Raw genomic sequence first — 15,668 nt, forward strand, 5'->3', positions numbered from 1 at the left:
TACGCTTAGAGGCGTACTGCAGCTAGTATTAATGGGGAGTTTCGATAGGGTTAATCGTCCCAGCAGTAATGCTCTTCGTAGGCATCGAACTCAAGGTGCTCGAGGCCTATTTCTTTTAGAGCATCGTTTACTTCCTGGATTTCGCGAGGTGAACAGAGACGCTCTCCCCTACGACGCTCGAAATAGCCTGTACGACCAAACTTTCCCTGAAGTCGATAAGAGAATGTTTCGTACTGACCAGGTAGCATCTGCTTTTGCATGTTCTTAAATCCCTTGCCATACACCTGGAGGGCATCGTTGCGATAAAACTCACACTCGGCCGAAGGATTTGTGAGTTTAGGGTTCACAATGCTTACGGCAATTTGATCATTAGGCATAGTCTGCATCGCCAACTGGCGCAGACAGTGATTGGCCATTTTGCAATCTGCCTTGATGCAGTGCAGATAGCAGCCAGGAACTTCATTGTAATTAATCTTACTCATAGCTTATCAATTAAATATCAACATATCATTCAAATAATCCACAGCCCGCATAAACACAGGGCCTGCAGGCGGATGAGATGTTTCGCAAGCACCTCACTCAACATCTCACCCAACACCTCACTTTTTTCAGCAGGCCACCTTGGTTGGAACTACCTCGTAGAACTTGACATGGCCTCGCTCGGTATGATTGAAACCAAGGTCTTTCATAGCGTATCCCAGATGAATCTTGGTGCTATGATCGCTCTTTATCGAAGGATATTCCTTACGAATCTGCTCAAGAATCTGCTTGCTGTTAAGCGACTTCACCTTCTCGCCCTCCTTAGGCTTACGGAAGCAAGCCTCAACAATCTCAGCCATATCCTTCTGGTCAGTATAATCCAGATTGATTTCCTGAATGCGAGCCACCTGATCGTTATTAAACCAATAAGGTGCCTTAAGATCTACAACCTCATACAGAATCTGAGCATACAACTGCTGATAATCGATTTCGCCAGAGTTATCGATATACTGCCCCTGAGGAATCTCGATGCAGATGTATCGACGGCTACCTGTGACATCCGACAGAGGATGGCGATTGTTGGTGGTAGCTACGAACGATGCGTATCGAGGGCGATCATCCTGCGAGCAACCATAGATGGGACGACCATTCACCTTACTCTTAGACAAAGTCTGCTTCAAAGCAGCCTGCTGACTGGGACGAATGGCATCCAACTCATCAAGATTTACTATCAGATTGTTGGTGAGAGCCATCTCCTTGTCGAACTTATTACTAAGATTAAGATGGTCGAGATAATACTCGCGAAGTTCAGGAGGCAGCAGTCGAGCCAAGAAGGTAGACTTGCCACAGCCCTGAGCACCAATCAGCGTAGGTGCACACTCGTTTCCATGCAGCGTATCCATCTGGCGCCAATGTGCAACGGTAGAACGGCACCAGATGACCAAGAAATCCATCTGTTCGCTACTGATTCCAGGCAAACGGCTAAAGAGCTTAGCCAGATGATTCTGTCCGTCCCACTTGGGCAGATTATCCAAATACTCCCAGATAGGATTATAAGTGGGAGTAGCATCAGAGTGGATCACCTCGAGGATATCCGTTTTAGGACTACCCTTGGTGATCTGTTCCTGTTTGCCCTTACGAACGATACTGTTCAGGGCCTCAGGAGTTAGAGGTCGCCAAACTGGCTGAATATCAGCCTGTTCGGGATTCAAAATCACATACTCTACCTTGCCGTTGAGGATGTTTCGACGGAACTGGTAGTTTTCCTGAAGGAACAACTCTACAGCGAGAGTGTTCTGCAGAGAGGCTTCGAGAGACTCTCCGTTAACGGTCATTTTACTCATATAGATATCAGTTTACAATTATTAATTCTGTTATGTGCACTTTTCATACTCGCGTATGTCTTTGTGTACGGTTTTTGCTATTGCGGTTGCAAAGGTATAAAAAATAGAAAGCGGTTTCAAGTCTTTCCTGTTAAATTTTTGCTAAATTCTGTAATTGTTAAAATCAGAGTGAGGTGTTTATGAGTAGTTGGGTGAGATGTTTTGCAAACATCTCACCCAACGATATCCCAGTGTTTATACGGGTTTCAGACTTTTTTGTTGATCTGTTTTGAATACGCAAAAAGCGGGAAGTTCCAAACTTTATGGCGAAAATATTAGGATGATATGAAGATTATTACTATCTTTGCGACATGATAACAGGAATAGTAAGACCCGCCACACAGGCCAACCGCTTTTATACGGGCGACGCGAAAGCGCTTGAGAATGAAGTAGATAGTCTGCTAATGCGCCACAACAGCAGTCAGGTTTACGATAATCTGGCAGCACTTATTGTGCCCCATGCGGGCTACTATTTCTCTGGAAATGTGGCAGCTTCGGCATATATATCGATCGATGCCAAGAAAAAATACAAACGCATTTTCTTGTTAGGTCCCAGCCATCACGAATGGCTTAATGGTGCATCGGTAAACACCGAGGCCGACTATTACGCCACACCACTTGGCAATGTAAAAGTGGACCACGAAACAGCTATCGAACTGACTAAGGCTGATAGCATTTTTACCTATCACTGTTCGGCTCATGCGCAAGAGCATTGTCTGGAGGTGCAACTGCCATTTCTGCAACGCAGACTGGGCGAAGTTCCACCAATAGTGCCTATCATCATTTCGACCAACGACTACTACCAGCTTAAACGGATGGCCGATGTGCTGAAACCATATTTCACTGACGAGAATCTGTTTGTAATCAGCAGCGATTTTTCGCATTATCCATCGTACCAAGATGCCTGCGAGGTGGATGCAAAAACAGGCAAAGCCATCGAAACAGGCGATGTAGAGGAGTTTATTGCCGCCATCGAAGCCAATGCAAATAGCGGCAAGCGCAATCTGGCAACGAGTGCATGCGGCGAGTTTGCCATTGTTACGCTGCTGATGATGATGGATAGTAGATACAACGTTAAGCACCTGATGTATCAGAACTCTGGCGATATCGACAATCGAGACCTTAGTCGCGTGGTGGGCTATCATTCGTTTGCCATTCTGCGTCAAAACAACAAAAGCTTCACCCTTTCTGATAATGACAAGAAAGCGCTAAAGGGCATCGCTTTTCAAAGCATCAAAGATTCCCTTAACGGCAAACCCATCGCACAGCAACCAATCTGCTCATCCATTCTCAATTCGAAATGCGGAGCCTTTGTATCGCTGCACAAACATGGACGATTGCGTGGTTGTATAGGGCACTTTGGCGAGGATTTTGCTCTTCATGAGATTGTGGCCAGGATGGCTCGTGCAGCCGCATTTGAAGACCCACGATTTCTACCCGTAACCAGCGACGAACTGGGCGATATCGACATCGAGATTTCTGTGCTCACGCCTAAGCGTCGCATACAGAGTATCGACGAGTTTGAGTTGCACCGTCATGGCATCTATATCAAGAAAGGTTATCGCAGCGGTACGTTCCTTCCGCAGGTAGCCGATGAGGTTAACTGGACCAAAGAGGAGTTCATTGGACATTGTGCACAAGATAAGGCAGGCATTGGTTGGGATGGCTGGCGCGATGCCGAATTATATGTTTACGAAGCAATAGTATTCTGATGGAGTGCAGATATTATCATCGATTGGACGATGGACGAGTGGAATGCAACCTTTGTCCGCACCACTGCAAAATAAGCAATGGACGGACGGGCATCTGTCGCAGTAGACGGAATCATGGCGGCACGCTGGTGAGCGAGGTGTATGCCAAGCCTTGCTCGCTGGCTATCGATCCGATTGAGAAGAAGCCGCTTTACCATTTTCATCCAGGCACTACCTGTCTCTCCATCGCATGTACAGGCTGCAATTTCCATTGCTTGAACTGTCAGAACCACGAAATATCGCAGGTTTCGCCACAAGACGTAAACTACTACGAGCTGCAACCTGATGAGGTGGTTGCACTATGCCAGAAGCACCATTGCCCAGGCATCGCCTATACTTACACAGAGCCGCTCACCTATATCGAATATATCACGGATACAGCCCGAAAAGCCCACGAAGCCGGACTTTGGAACATATTGGTTACTGCAGGTTATGTTTGCCAAGACCCACTGAGCCATCTACTTCCCTATCTCGATGCGGCCAACGTAGATTTAAAATCGTTTAGCGACGAGATATACCAGCGTGTGAGTGGCGGCCATCTGCAACCTGTGCTCAACACCATTCTGGCCATGCGCAATGCTGGCGTATGGGTAGAGATAACTAATCTGGTTATTCCAGGCATCAACGACGATATGCAGATGATTAGAGATATGTGTAAATGGCTGAAACATAATGGATTATCCGAAGCACCATTACACTTCAGCCGATTTTTTCCTCGCTATAAGATGCAGGATACCCCACCTACCCCTCGCCAAACACTATATGCAGCCAAGCAAATAGCCGAAGAAGAAGGTATCAAGCATGTATATCTGGGAAATATATAGATAAGGACAATAATATAATTATATATGAACTATTTAGAACAGAAAATCCTTCAAGAGTGCGAGATCAGGCCTGGTAATATTCTGAAGATTGACAGTTTTCTCAATCATCAGATTCAGATGGACGTGATGCGCTATATTGCGCAGGAGTTCAAGAGCAGGTTTGCAGGCACTGAGATTACCAAGATTCTCACCATCGAGGCCAGCGGCATAGCCATCGCTACCATGCTTGGCAACAGCCTCGATGTGCCAGTGGTGTTTGCCAAGAAGGGCGAGACGCTCAACAGCAGCGACGACAAATACATATCGCACGCCTATTCCTTCACCCATAAGAAGCAGAACAAGGTATTTGTTTCTGTTCCCTACATCTCTGCAACGGATCATCTGCTGATAGTCGATGATTTCCTGGCCGAAGGCGAAGCCGTTCATGCCCTTATCGACATCGCCCATCAAGCTGGCGCTACGATTGCAGGCATTGGTATTGCAGTAGAAAAGGGCCACCAGAATGGCGGTCGCATACTTCGCGAAGAAGGCCACCACCTCGAGTCCATCGCCATCATCGAAGAGATGGACTACGAAACCCAAACCATCAAGTTTCGAGAATAGACGGGATCATTCAGAATAATGGAATTTTACACCTACAAATATCTTACTATTTAAGTTTGAGATTTTGCCAGTTATTATTCATTTTTAAAGAATAAGATATAGTGGGAGTTTGTGGTTTATTGTTAACAACCACAGATTTCCGGCTTACTTCCTTCTTTATATAATCACTCAGTGTTCCAAAATCAACATTCCCTTTTGTTTCCTTAAGTTTCTTCAAGAGGAAATATGTAAACAGACCGTGTCCCTTTTCTTTATATGGATAGGCCGTTTCGTCACTTTGAGCCGCAGTTAATACAATCATATTTCCTAATGGATACTCTGCTTTCGACTTGATTGCTACTCCACGCGCGGACATCAACATACCATCACCACGACGAGCCCCACTGAAACAAGCATCCATAAAGACTGTAACTTTTTCAGCATTAAGACCTCCCAATTGCTTATAGAGCAAACTTAGACTATATGCAGCTGCAGTATTATCACCAGAAACATCAACTGGCAGTAAATATGCCGCCCCATCTTTCTCGCTGGGAATACCATGTCCTGCATAATAAACTATAATCTTTGCGTCGCCTTGGTAAGCTTTTGCTATTCGATCTAACCAACTGATTTGTTCAACCATCTGTCCATAAGTAGCATTCTCCACAAGATGAATATTTGCTTCTGGCATACCCAGAACTTTCTCGCAATATGTCTTAAACGTACGACCATCATTAAGTGCATATTCTACATTAGCAACATTCATGTATTTCTCATTGGCAATCACCAAAGCAAATAAATTTTCATCTTTCTGCGATACTATCGGCAGGTTAACATCTACATCAGATATCGCTACTGCAGAAGCAATGTCCTGTTTATTATCAACCTTGACAGATAAGACTGGTTTAGATGTTTCTGCAACAAATCTTTTTCCTTGTTTTGGCAACGGTTTAAATTCTGCTACATAGTAATTGACATCAACCCTGCCACTCTCTCTATACGAATCGTTATCACATGTCACTCCCTGAGGCGATTTTATTTCTTTTAATTTGTAACAATGTCCAAAAACCCTTTTACCTATTTTCTGTACAGAAGCAGGTATCTCAACACTCATAATTGAAGTACGATAGAAAGCATAATCATCAATAGCGACAATTGAAGATGGGATAATAAACACATCTACATTCTGATACCCCGCAAAGGCCGCCTTACCGATAGTGGTGATATCATATACATTACCATTTGTGCTCTTGTATATATCGGGAATTTTAACCGTAACCGGGTCTATAACAGGATTATTTGTATTATAATGCCCGACTCTACCCTTAAGAGCTTTAAATTTCCGTTCTTTTCGAGATAACGGGAATTCGCGGTCATCAATCACATAATTAGGGTCATAGATTGTAGCAGTCATATCCTCATCATTAAGCCGTACACTGAAAGTATTTCCTTCAATGATCATTGTTTGCGCACCAATATCTATACTGTATAAGAATACAGCATACAAAGCCAAAAGAATCCTCTTTATTTTCATTACTTAAAATAATAGGTCAAGCCAATTGTCGGTGCTAACGTAATATTCTTCTGGAGAATGATTTTGGGTTCCAACTGAAGTGATATAGCATATGATATACGAAGATCCCAGCCTATTCCAGCATTAACACCAAAATCAATTTTATTCTTATCAGACATTACCTGATCATAAAAAGAACCATAATCTGTATGAATAACCAAACTAGGATTATCAACATATTCTCTCGATTTTAGGTTTCCCAAAGCTAAACCAGCAATAATATATGGACGCCAACGACTGGGCTTACCTATAAAATAATGCATATTAAGATTACCTATCCAAGAATAACATCCCTTTGTAGAGTCATATTCGTTACTAGGCATAGTCGTAACAGGATAGAAATTGAAAGAAGGTTCGATACGAATATTGTCAGTTACATTTGTTTGGTATTTCACACCCAATCCAAAAGCACTGTCTTTAAACAAATTCCAGGCAACATTAGCACCGATACCATTTCTACCTTTCTGCGCCATAACGTTACCGCTACATACAACTGCTAACAACAGGATAGCAAATACCTTTTTCATAACCTTCGTGTGCATCACAGACCCAATGAAATTTAATTAATAAAGTATTCCATAACAAAACAGAAACGTGAGCCTATCAGCCAATCCGATGGTAGGCCTTCAACTACCTGAATAACATATTTGTCGAAGTTTACCAACTGGAAAAAGCTAAACGCTTCCTATGTCATGTCTGCGACGGATTTTCCGTTACGTTGCCAAAGATATGAAAAAGACAATAATATTGCAAGTTTTTTTAATTAAAAAATGCAAATAGAACGTTTTTTTTTAGAATAAAGACTTTTTCATCGAAGAAAAATGACAATACGACCATTTATGAGCAAGATTAATTACGATGAAGTTCCTGGCTGGAAACTAAACTGGAACAATTAATCCTCGCTCCAGTCCTCCTTAGGCAGGACTCGAGTCCTTTCGCATCAGGACTGCAGTCCTTCGGTAGGAGGACTACACCAAATTACAGTTTAAAGCCCATGAACCAGTATTCTCTTATCACTTACTCAGCTTCTGGAATTCCTTTTTGGCAGCTGACATATCATCGAGGAATGCCTTACAAGTATGCAAACGGGCATAGCAGGCAGCAGCCAACATGCGCGAGGCATCAACATCACTCTGCCAGTGGAAACCCGCAATCACACGACTCTGTCCCCATTCGTACCCGAGCTTAAATAGTTCATCTTGGGCTGCAGGGTTAATCTCGCACAGCAAGAGCGCCATGCCCCAACCACGAACAGTATGACCAGAGGGGTAAGAACCATTTGTACGCAACTCCTCCTCTTCCTCGGGCACAAGCGTAGATTCGCTGAAATATACATACGGACGGGTGCGCATATAGGTAGCCTTTGGCTTTGTGGCACTCAAGCGGATAGTAAGAACAGCTCTGTTAATAACATGATAGATGGCTGGTGTTTTCTGTTCTGAGATCTCCATGCCAAAAGCTTTGCAAAACTGCGGCACCATATCCTTCACCTCATAAGCTGCCTCCCTGATAGCCTTACGAGCACGTAAAGAATCCTGACGCTGCTGTTTACCCCAGTAATATTGTGATATATCGTTCATAAACTGCGGCGAACCAGGAGCTGGGGGCGCAGGCAACCAATACACGGCATTGGGCACCTCGTCGGCAGTAAGATACACCAGGTCGTCAGCCTTTTGAGCACTAACCACATTACTCCACAGCATTAATGCCGCCATCATCCACATAACGTTCTTTTTCATAATCCTTATATTCTTTGCTATAAATTAGTAGACGTAAATTATCAATTCGATGGCAAAAGTACGTAAAAAAGCCGAAAGTTCCTAACTTTCGAGCGAAAAACAATTTATAGTTAGTATGGGCGTTATTTGTTACCGAAAGTTAAATTTATCGTTTTTCGATAAGTTTTTATCGATTTTATTTGGTTAGTATTGTTTTTATTTCTACTTTTGCATATCGATAAACGATAAATAAACAAATTAAAACAATAAATAGAGCTATGAGTACAAGTTTATTTCAGAATGCGAAAAAGAACCCTGTCAGCACGATTATCTTGCTGCTTTTCTTTGCTTATGTAGGCTATTCTATTATTGACGACATCCAGACCGTGCGTCAAGCCACCACTGATTTCGACTATTGCAAAGGCCTTTGCGACCTGGTAGAGTTCATTGGCAAGACTATCACCTGGTGCATCTACTTCGTTGTATGCTACCTTACTTATGTGCATAAGCAGTACAGCCGCTGGATTCTTTGGCTGTATTATCTTGCAGTAGTAGTGTTCATCATTTATTATATATGTGCAGGCAATACGCTCGACTATGTTTTCAACCATATTGGTGCTGAACACCTCGACCGTTTACCATCCATGGCCCGCAGTCTATATGGTGCCCCATTCTATTTCATTGTGTTTAGTTTCTTCTTTATGCCCAAGCTTATTAAGGACACCATGAAACTGAAGAAAGAACAAGAACTTACTGTATAATCAATAGAAAAGGATAAATGTTATGAAACAGAAACTTAACATCCTATGTATTTTGTTGCTGGTGCTGATGATTGCCGGCATAGTAATGACGCTTATAGGCGCTTCCGAAGAGTTCCATAAGGGCTGGACTGAAGGCAAAAACGGCAGCGAACCGTCAACCCTTTTAGGTACATTCGGTATACTGATAGTATTCCTCTTTTTCATAGTCTATCTTTACACTTTTGCCTGCTTTGTGCGTTTTATCCTCAACATCAATCATGGCGAGGTATTCTCGTGGGCCAATGTTGACCTGCTTCGCACTGTGGGATGGTGTATCATTGTACCTACGGTGATCATATTTGCCATTATGGCACCCAATTCTGAAAGCCTGTGGGAAACAGGGGCCGATGCTATCGGTTTCATCACGGAAGGTGTGTTTATCCTTATCATGGCCGAGGCTTTTGCCATTGGGTTAAAGTTGAAAGAAGAGCAGGATTTAACGATTTAAGCCTATGGGACAGATAGTAGTAAACTTAGACGTGGAGATGGCCAAGCGCAAGATGTCGCTCAGCGAACTAGCCGAGCGCGTAGGTTTGACCCTTGCCAACCTCTCGATACTGAAAACTGGTAAAGCCAAAGCCATCCGCTTCAGCACCCTCGAAGCCATCTGCCGCGAGTTAGGTTGCCAGCCAGGCGACATCCTTGAATATAGAGACGAATAATCACAATTTTAATTTAATCAGTATGCTACACCCAATTATCCTCTGGGCCATTCATTTAGCCCTCACCACAATAATCGGCATAGTAACAAGCATCATCAAATGCCTGTAAGGTAAAAAACGTAAAAACGTTTTTGCATGAACTTAGAATACAGTATGTCACCTGAGTTAATTCAAAACTCCTCGTGAATTAATTCAACACCCTTTTTGAATTAATTCAACGCACAAAAGGAGTTTATAAGCGAAGTAGGAATTGTCAACTATTTTTCTTTGCGGTAACAACGGTGACGATGTAGGCATTCAAAAGCACTAATACTCCAGCTACTGTTTTATCCCAAGCCTGGAGTTTTTTGTTCATATAGCTTGATTCTTTCTTGGATTGACATTTTGGCGAACTTTCGCCATTCGGTGGCCTCACCACTGACCAGGTAATCGAGATTATTCATGTGGCGATAGGCCTCCAGTTCGAAGGGATTCACCAAGTAAGCGCCATGCTTTAGCTGTCGATTGGCAGGAAGAGCCTTGAGCCAGTACCATATATACAATAGGTAGAAGCGCCACCACGAATCGCCACACGACTGGGCTTGGCGCAGATGAATCATCTCGTGGTTCTTCATGGCTCTATCGTGTTGATTAAACTGATCGGCTTCGTACTGATTAGGTGTGAGGATATGGCCAAAGAACGTCAAACCAACAAACCCTTTCCGCATCCAGAAAGAGTTGACCACAGCAGGCATATCAACCACCTTGCTTGGACGAACAGCCCGCCACATGATAGGCACCACACGAAACATCATCCACATAAGTAACGACAAAGGTAGCAAAATAATTGAAAATTGACAATTGATAATTGGAAATTGTTTTGATTTCGACTTTTTTTTGTATTTTTGCACACAAATCAACAATGAATATGAACGAAATACAAAGAATTGAACAGCTGCGCAAAGAGCTGCACGAGCATAATTACAAATACTATGTGCTGAACCAGCCTACCATTGGCGACCAGGAGTTCGACTTTATGATGCACGAACTGCAGGACCTGGAGGCGAAGCACCCAGAGATGGCGGACCCAAATTCGCCCACCCAGCGCGTGGGTAGCGACTTGAATGCGGAGTTCCGACAGGTGGAGCATAAATACCCCATGCTCTCGCTGGCCAACACCTACAACGAGCAGGATGTGGCCGACTGGTACGAGAGCGTGAAGAAAGGCTTGGCTGGCGAGGACTTTGAGGTGTGCTGCGAGATGAAATACGACGGACTGTCGATTTCGCTCACCTACGTGGATGGCAAGCTGACGCAGGCTGTGACACGTGGCGACGGCGTACATGGCGACGACGTGACTGCAAACGTGAAGACGATACGAAGCATACCTTTGGTATTGACACCACCTGCAAGCGACGACCTGTTTGCTGCCCCCGCCTACCCTCGCGAGTTCGAGATCAGAGGCGAGATTCTGATGCCTTGGAGCGTGTTTGAGCGCCTGAACAAGGAGCGCGAAGAGGCCGAAGAGCCACTCTTCGCCAACCCACGAAACGCTGCGAGCGGCACACTGAAGAGTCAGAAGTCGAGCTTAGTAGCCTCACGCCAGTTGGATGCCTACCTGTATTATCTATTGGGCGAAGAACTGCCTGCCGAGGGACATTTCGAGAACCTGGAAGTGGCTCGTCAATGGGGCTTTAAGATATCAGAAGGCATGAAGAAGGTGAAGACGCTACAGCAGATCTACGACTTCATCAACTACTGGGACACGGAGCGCAAGAAACTGCCTGTAGCTACGGATGGTATCGTGCTGAAGGTGAACTCTATCCGCCAGCAGCGCGCCTTAGGCTTTACAGCCAAGAGTCCACGTTGGGCCATCGCCTATAAGTTCAAGGCCGAGCGTGTTTGCACCCGACTGAACGAGGTCACCTATCAGGTGGGCCGTACTGGTGCCATCACGCCTGTGGCCAATATGGATCCCGTGCAGCTGGCAGGTACAACAGTTAAACGCGCCACACTGAACAACGAGGATTTTATCAAGAGTTTCGACCTACATATCGGCGATTACGTATATGTGGAGAAAGGTGGCGAGATTATCCCAAAGATTGTTGGTGTGGATATCGACCAGCGCCCCATCATCGCCCAGCCCGTAGAGTTTATCAAGCGCTGTCCAGAATGCGGCACGCCATTGGTTCGCTACGAAGGCGAGGCAGCCTGGTATTGTCCTAACGACAGTGGTTGTCCGCCACAAATCAAGGGGCGTATCGAGCACTTCATAGCCCGCAAGGCGATGAACATCGACTCGCTTGGTCCAGAGACTATTGATGATTATTATCGCCACCACCTTATCAACAACATTGCCGACCTGTACGATATTGATGTGCAGCAGATTAATGGCGATGGTAGTCGCACCAAATCAGCCCAGCGTGTGGTGAATGGTATCGCAGCCTCGAAGGAAGTACCTTTCGAGCGTGTGGTGTTTGCTTTAGGCATCCGCTTTGTGGGCGAGACATCGGCCAAGCTGTTGGCGCGCCACTTTAAGAATATCGACGCCCTGATGCATGCCGGTATTGAGGAACTGCAGGAGATTGAGGGTATTGGCGAGGTGATGGCAAAGAGCATTATCACCTACTTCCATAACGAGGAGAACCTGAAGATCATCGAGCGATTGAGGGCCTATGGTTTGCAGATGGAGCTCTCTGAGGCGCAGACGGCTAACGTATCCGACAAGCTGGCTGGACAGAGTGTTGTGATCAGTGGCGTTTTTGCGCATCACAGTCGCGATGAATACAAAGCCATCATCGAGCAGAATGGCGGAAAGAATGTGGGCAGCATCAGCAGTAAAACCTCGTTTATACTGGCTGGCGAGAATATGGGCCCATCGAAACTGCAGAAAGCTGAGAAGTTGGGAATCAGGATTGTAAGCGAAGATGAATTCTTGGAGATGATAGGTTAATCTTCATCCCAATAAGAGATAGTGCGTGTCTGGACGACTTCCATCGTCTGGGCACGCTGTCCTTTCAACCAGTTGGTAATGTGGAGCGTGTTTTTAGTCCAGTTGTCGTTATCGTCGCGCTCTTCGATGTTGTATTTCATCGTTACGCTCATGATACACTCGTTGTCCTTATCAAAGGCTTTCTGACTCTGCTGAACCATCTCACCATCGTCATTCCATTTGTAATCAGTAACCAGTTTCAAACCTGAAACCATATTGGTCTGGATGGTGCGTTTCAGATTGCCAGCATCGTTATAATCGTAGGTAATCTGCTTTTTCTCGCCGCCTTCAGTAAGCGTGGCAGCCATGAGATAGCCCACCTGATTATATTTGCGTTCTGTGAGTTCTACTGATTCAAGTTTGCCCATCTCGTCGAAATGCTCGATAGGATTCTCAGCCACAGGATTCTCTGTGATAACCTCCTGTACAAATCCCTTCAACCCCATGTTCGACACATCCTTATAATAAGGCGACATGTTGAGATAATAGTAGCTGATGGAGTGTGCGCCGTTTTCATGGAGCGTGACGCTCTGACGGATATAACCATAGTCAGTCAGGATATAGAGCGAACCATCGCCCTTCGCCTTGAAGTTGCCCCACTCGCGCTGCAGCTTACCCAACAGATACTTCTGGTTGCGCTCATAGAGCTCACGTGTGCGATAAGGACCGCAGGTAACGGTAGCCTCGCTGAACAGCTTGGTTTGCTCGTTGACTGTCACCTCGAGTCGCGCATCCTTGATACCATAGAAATCGCCTTTGAAATGATAGGTACCATCGTCATCTGCACCAGCAACAGCCTCGAATCCCACACTCTTCAATGCCTGGATAAATGCCGAATCAGGGCCTTCGAGAGGCGCATCCATCAGCGTGATACACTTAGGATCGTAGATGGCCTGACTCCAAGCCATCTGCACCGCCCATAGCAGAAAAACAAGTAATCCTATCTTTTTCATTACGTGTGCAAAAGTAAGTAGAAAAAGCGAAAACGCCAAATAATCAGTAAAATTTAACAAGATATCAATCTTTTTTATTACCTTTGCAGCCATGAAGAAGGGACTGGTATTAGAAGGTGGCGCCATGCGTGGGCTGTTTACAGCTGGCGTCCTCGATGTCATGATGGAAGCGCATGTAGAGCCTGATGGACTGATTGGTGTATCGGCAGGAGCAGCCTTTGGATGCAACTATAAGAGCCGCCAACCTGGTCGCGCCCTGCGTTACAACAAGCGCTTTGCGCACGACAACCGCTACTGCAGCTGGCAGTCGTGGCTGAAAACGGGAAACTTGTATAACGCAGAATTCGGCTATCATATCATCCCTACCCAATACGACATTTTCGATGATCAGGCGTTCGAAGAGAACCCGATGGCGTTCTATGCCGTATGTACCGATGTGCTGACTGGTAAGCCTGTTTACAAGCAGCTGACCAAAGGCGAACAACTGACCTACGACTGGATTCGCGCTTCAGCATCCATGCCTTTGGCCTCGAAAATAGTAGAGCTTGAAGGTATGAAAGTTCTTGACGGCGGCGTGGCAGATTCCATTCCTTTGGAGTATTTCGAGAACATCGGCTACGAGAAAAACCTGGTGATACTCACCCAACCCGACGGCTACGTCAAGGAGCACAACAAGCTGATGCCGCTGATGCGCATAGCTCTCAGGAAATATCCCAACATGATTGAGGCGATGGACAAGCGACACATTATGTACAACCAGCAGTTGTCGTATGTGTATCAGGCAGAGTCGACAGGCCGTGCATTGGTCATCCGTCCTGAAGCACCTTTGAAGATCGGACACATCTCTCACGACCCAGAAGAGATGCAGCGCATCTACGATATCGGTCGAGAGACCGGCATGAAATATATAGAAAGAATTAAAGCATTTTTTAGATGAGAATTGATATTATAACCGTACTGCCAGAGATGTTGGAAGGCTTTGTTCACGAGTCGATCCTGGCAAGAGCAGAAAAGAAAGGATTAGCCGAAATCCGTTTACACAACCTGAGAGACTACACCCTTGACAAATGGCGTCGAGTGGACGATTATCCATACGGAGGCAGCGCAGGCATGGTGATGCAGTGCGAGCCTATTGATCGTTGTATCACCGCCCTGAAAGCTGAGCGCGATTACGACGAAGTTATCTTTACATCGCCAGATGGCGAGCGTTTCGACCAGCATATGGCCAACGAACTCTCGCTGAAGGGGAATCTGATTATCTTAGCAGGCCATTATAAAGGTATCGACCAGCGTATCCGTGAACACTTGATCACCAAAGAGATCTCTATTGGCGACTTCGTGCTGACAGGTGGCGAACTGGTGGCAGCCATGATTGCCGACGCCATTGTACGCGTAGTGCCAGGTGTAATTGGCGACGAACAGAGTGCCTTGAGCGACTGTTTCCAGGATGATATCTTGGCAGCACCTATCTATACGCGCCCTGCCGACTACAAAGGCTGGAAAGTGCCAGAGATATTACTGAGCGGCAACGAAGCCAAAATACGTGAGTGGGAGTTTGAGCAAGCGATGGAACGCACCCGCAGGCTTCGCCCCGACTTGCTGAAAGAGAAATAAAACAAATATCCCCCGCCGGCTGGGAGGGCACTGAAAAAGTCCTATTAGGCACTTTTTAACAATTACAGTCTGCACATAGTCAGTAAAACATTTGGCTATGTGCAGATTTTTTTGTACCTTTACAGCATAAAAGAGAGTGCTTATGCTGTCGCAACAACAAGAGTTAGTATTGAGTGAGTATAGTGCCTTGTACGACATAGTTGTCCCACAAGACAATCTTCTGAGACGTATCAACGGGCTCGTTGATTTTTCTTTTGTCTATCAAGAGTTGTTAGACAAATACTGTCCAGACAATGGTCGTATGGCAGAGTCTCCTATCCGCATGTTCAAGTACCTGCTCCTTAAGGTCATCTATGAT

Annotated in this window: 16 protein-coding genes and 1 pseudogene; 10 read left to right on the plus strand and 7 right to left on the minus strand. The window is 45.3% G+C overall.

Annotated features, from left to right (window positions below; translation table 11 throughout):
* Window positions 1-50 precede the first annotated feature (50 nt).
* Window positions 51-482 (minus strand): DUF6078 family protein, encoded by a 432-nt coding sequence (locus T491_RS0111175; RefSeq protein WP_028903964.1) that lies wholly within the window; start codon window positions 480-482, stop codon window positions 51-53.
* 126 nt (window positions 483-608) lie between these two features.
* On the minus strand, window positions 609-1,814 hold the full coding sequence (locus T491_RS0111180; protein ID WP_028903965.1) for a VapE domain-containing protein: 1,206 nt from the start codon (window positions 1,812-1,814) through the stop codon (window positions 609-611).
* Window positions 1,815-2,173: 359 nt separating this feature from the next.
* On the opposite strand from T491_RS0111180, the gene amrB reads away from it, so the two are divergent.
* Genes amrB through T491_RS0111195 form a run of 3 tightly spaced genes read left to right on the plus strand, consistent with a single transcriptional unit; the run spans window position 2,174 to window position 5,040 of the window.
* Window positions 2,174-3,574: an AmmeMemoRadiSam system protein B gene (gene amrB / locus T491_RS0111185; protein ID WP_028903966.1), complete on the plus strand. Its 1,401-nt coding sequence runs from the start codon at window positions 2,174-2,176 to the stop codon at window positions 3,572-3,574.
* Window positions 3,574-4,437 carry an AmmeMemoRadiSam system radical SAM enzyme gene (gene amrS, locus T491_RS0111190; protein WP_051523127.1) on the plus strand — a complete coding sequence of 288 codons (864 nt, stop codon included), beginning with the start codon at window positions 3,574-3,576 and terminating at the stop codon, window positions 4,435-4,437. The genes amrB and amrS overlap by 1 nt, the downstream gene beginning before the upstream one ends.
* A gap of 24 nt (window positions 4,438-4,461) precedes the next feature.
* Window positions 4,462-5,040 carry a xanthine phosphoribosyltransferase gene (locus T491_RS0111195; protein WP_028903967.1) on the plus strand — a complete coding sequence of 193 codons (579 nt, stop codon included), beginning with the start codon at window positions 4,462-4,464 and terminating at the stop codon, window positions 5,038-5,040.
* A gap of 46 nt (window positions 5,041-5,086) precedes the next feature.
* Here the strand turns inward: T491_RS0111195 and T491_RS17135 are convergent, their stop codons facing one another.
* The 3 genes from T491_RS17135 to T491_RS0111210 form a co-directional block, all read right to left on the minus strand.
* The gene (locus T491_RS17135) at window positions 5,087-6,553 is read right to left on the minus strand and encodes a caspase family protein (protein WP_028903968.1); all 1,467 of its coding nucleotides are present in this window, start codon (window positions 6,551-6,553) and stop codon (window positions 5,087-5,089) included.
* Window positions 6,553-7,119 (minus strand): outer membrane beta-barrel protein, encoded by a 567-nt coding sequence (locus tag T491_RS17140; RefSeq protein ID WP_197018862.1) that lies wholly within the window; start codon window positions 7,117-7,119, stop codon window positions 6,553-6,555. Before T491_RS17140 ends, T491_RS17135 begins: the two co-directional genes overlap by 1 nt.
* A gap of 486 nt (window positions 7,120-7,605) precedes the next feature.
* On the minus strand, window positions 7,606-8,331 hold the full coding sequence (locus T491_RS0111210) for a phosphatase PAP2 family protein (protein ID WP_028903970.1): 726 nt from the start codon (window positions 8,329-8,331) through the stop codon (window positions 7,606-7,608).
* A gap of 257 nt (window positions 8,332-8,588) precedes the next feature.
* On the opposite strand from T491_RS0111210, the gene T491_RS0111215 reads away from it, so the two are divergent.
* From T491_RS0111215 to T491_RS0111225, 3 genes are read left to right on the plus strand one after another with little or no spacing between them, the layout of a single operon-like run.
* Complete coding sequence (locus T491_RS0111215; protein WP_028903971.1) at window positions 8,589-9,071, plus strand: hypothetical protein; 483 nt, start codon at window positions 8,589-8,591, stop codon at window positions 9,069-9,071.
* Window positions 9,072-9,093: 22 nt separating this feature from the next.
* Complete coding sequence (locus T491_RS17145; RefSeq protein WP_081773353.1) at window positions 9,094-9,558, plus strand: DUF2975 domain-containing protein; 465 nt, start codon at window positions 9,094-9,096, stop codon at window positions 9,556-9,558.
* Between the two features lie 4 nt (window positions 9,559-9,562).
* A complete protein-coding gene (locus T491_RS0111225) occupies window positions 9,563-9,772 on the plus strand; it encodes a helix-turn-helix transcriptional regulator (protein WP_013065331.1) in 210 nt (69 codons plus the stop codon).
* A gap of 326 nt (window positions 9,773-10,098) precedes the next feature.
* Here T491_RS0111225 and T491_RS17150 read toward each other — a convergent pair whose 3' ends face one another.
* On the minus strand, window positions 10,099-10,572 hold the full coding sequence (locus T491_RS17150) for a hypothetical protein (RefSeq protein WP_051523128.1): 474 nt from the start codon (window positions 10,570-10,572) through the stop codon (window positions 10,099-10,101).
* A gap of 107 nt (window positions 10,573-10,679) precedes the next feature.
* Between T491_RS17150 and ligA the strand changes: the two genes are divergently transcribed.
* Window positions 10,680-12,704 (plus strand): NAD-dependent DNA ligase LigA, encoded by a 2,025-nt coding sequence (ligA, locus tag T491_RS0111235; RefSeq protein ID WP_028903973.1) that lies wholly within the window; start codon window positions 10,680-10,682, stop codon window positions 12,702-12,704.
* Here the strand turns inward: ligA and T491_RS0111240 are convergent.
* Window positions 12,701-13,696, minus strand: a complete 996-nt coding sequence (locus T491_RS0111240) for a hypothetical protein (RefSeq protein ID WP_028903974.1) — start codon at window positions 13,694-13,696, stop codon at window positions 12,701-12,703. The genes ligA and T491_RS0111240 overlap by 4 nt on opposite strands.
* Window positions 13,697-13,787: 91 nt before the next feature.
* On the opposite strand from T491_RS0111240, the gene T491_RS0111245 reads away from it, so the two are divergent.
* The 3 genes and pseudogenes from T491_RS0111245 to T491_RS0111255 form a co-directional block, all read left to right on the plus strand.
* Complete coding sequence (locus T491_RS0111245; protein ID WP_028903975.1) at window positions 13,788-14,633, plus strand: patatin family protein; 846 nt, start codon at window positions 13,788-13,790, stop codon at window positions 14,631-14,633.
* The gene (gene trmD, locus T491_RS0111250; RefSeq protein WP_028903976.1) at window positions 14,630-15,310 is read left to right on the plus strand and encodes a tRNA (guanosine(37)-N1)-methyltransferase TrmD; all 681 of its coding nucleotides are present in this window, start codon (window positions 14,630-14,632) and stop codon (window positions 15,308-15,310) included. Before T491_RS0111245 ends, trmD begins: the two co-directional genes overlap by 4 nt.
* Before the next feature lie 142 nt (window positions 15,311-15,452).
* Window positions 15,453-15,668 (plus strand): annotated as a pseudogene (locus T491_RS0111255) (IS5/IS1182 family transposase); the annotation flags it as partial.

Source organism: Prevotella sp. P6B4 (genome assembly GCF_000619985.1).
GTDB lineage: Bacteria > Bacteroidota > Bacteroidia > Bacteroidales > Bacteroidaceae > Prevotella.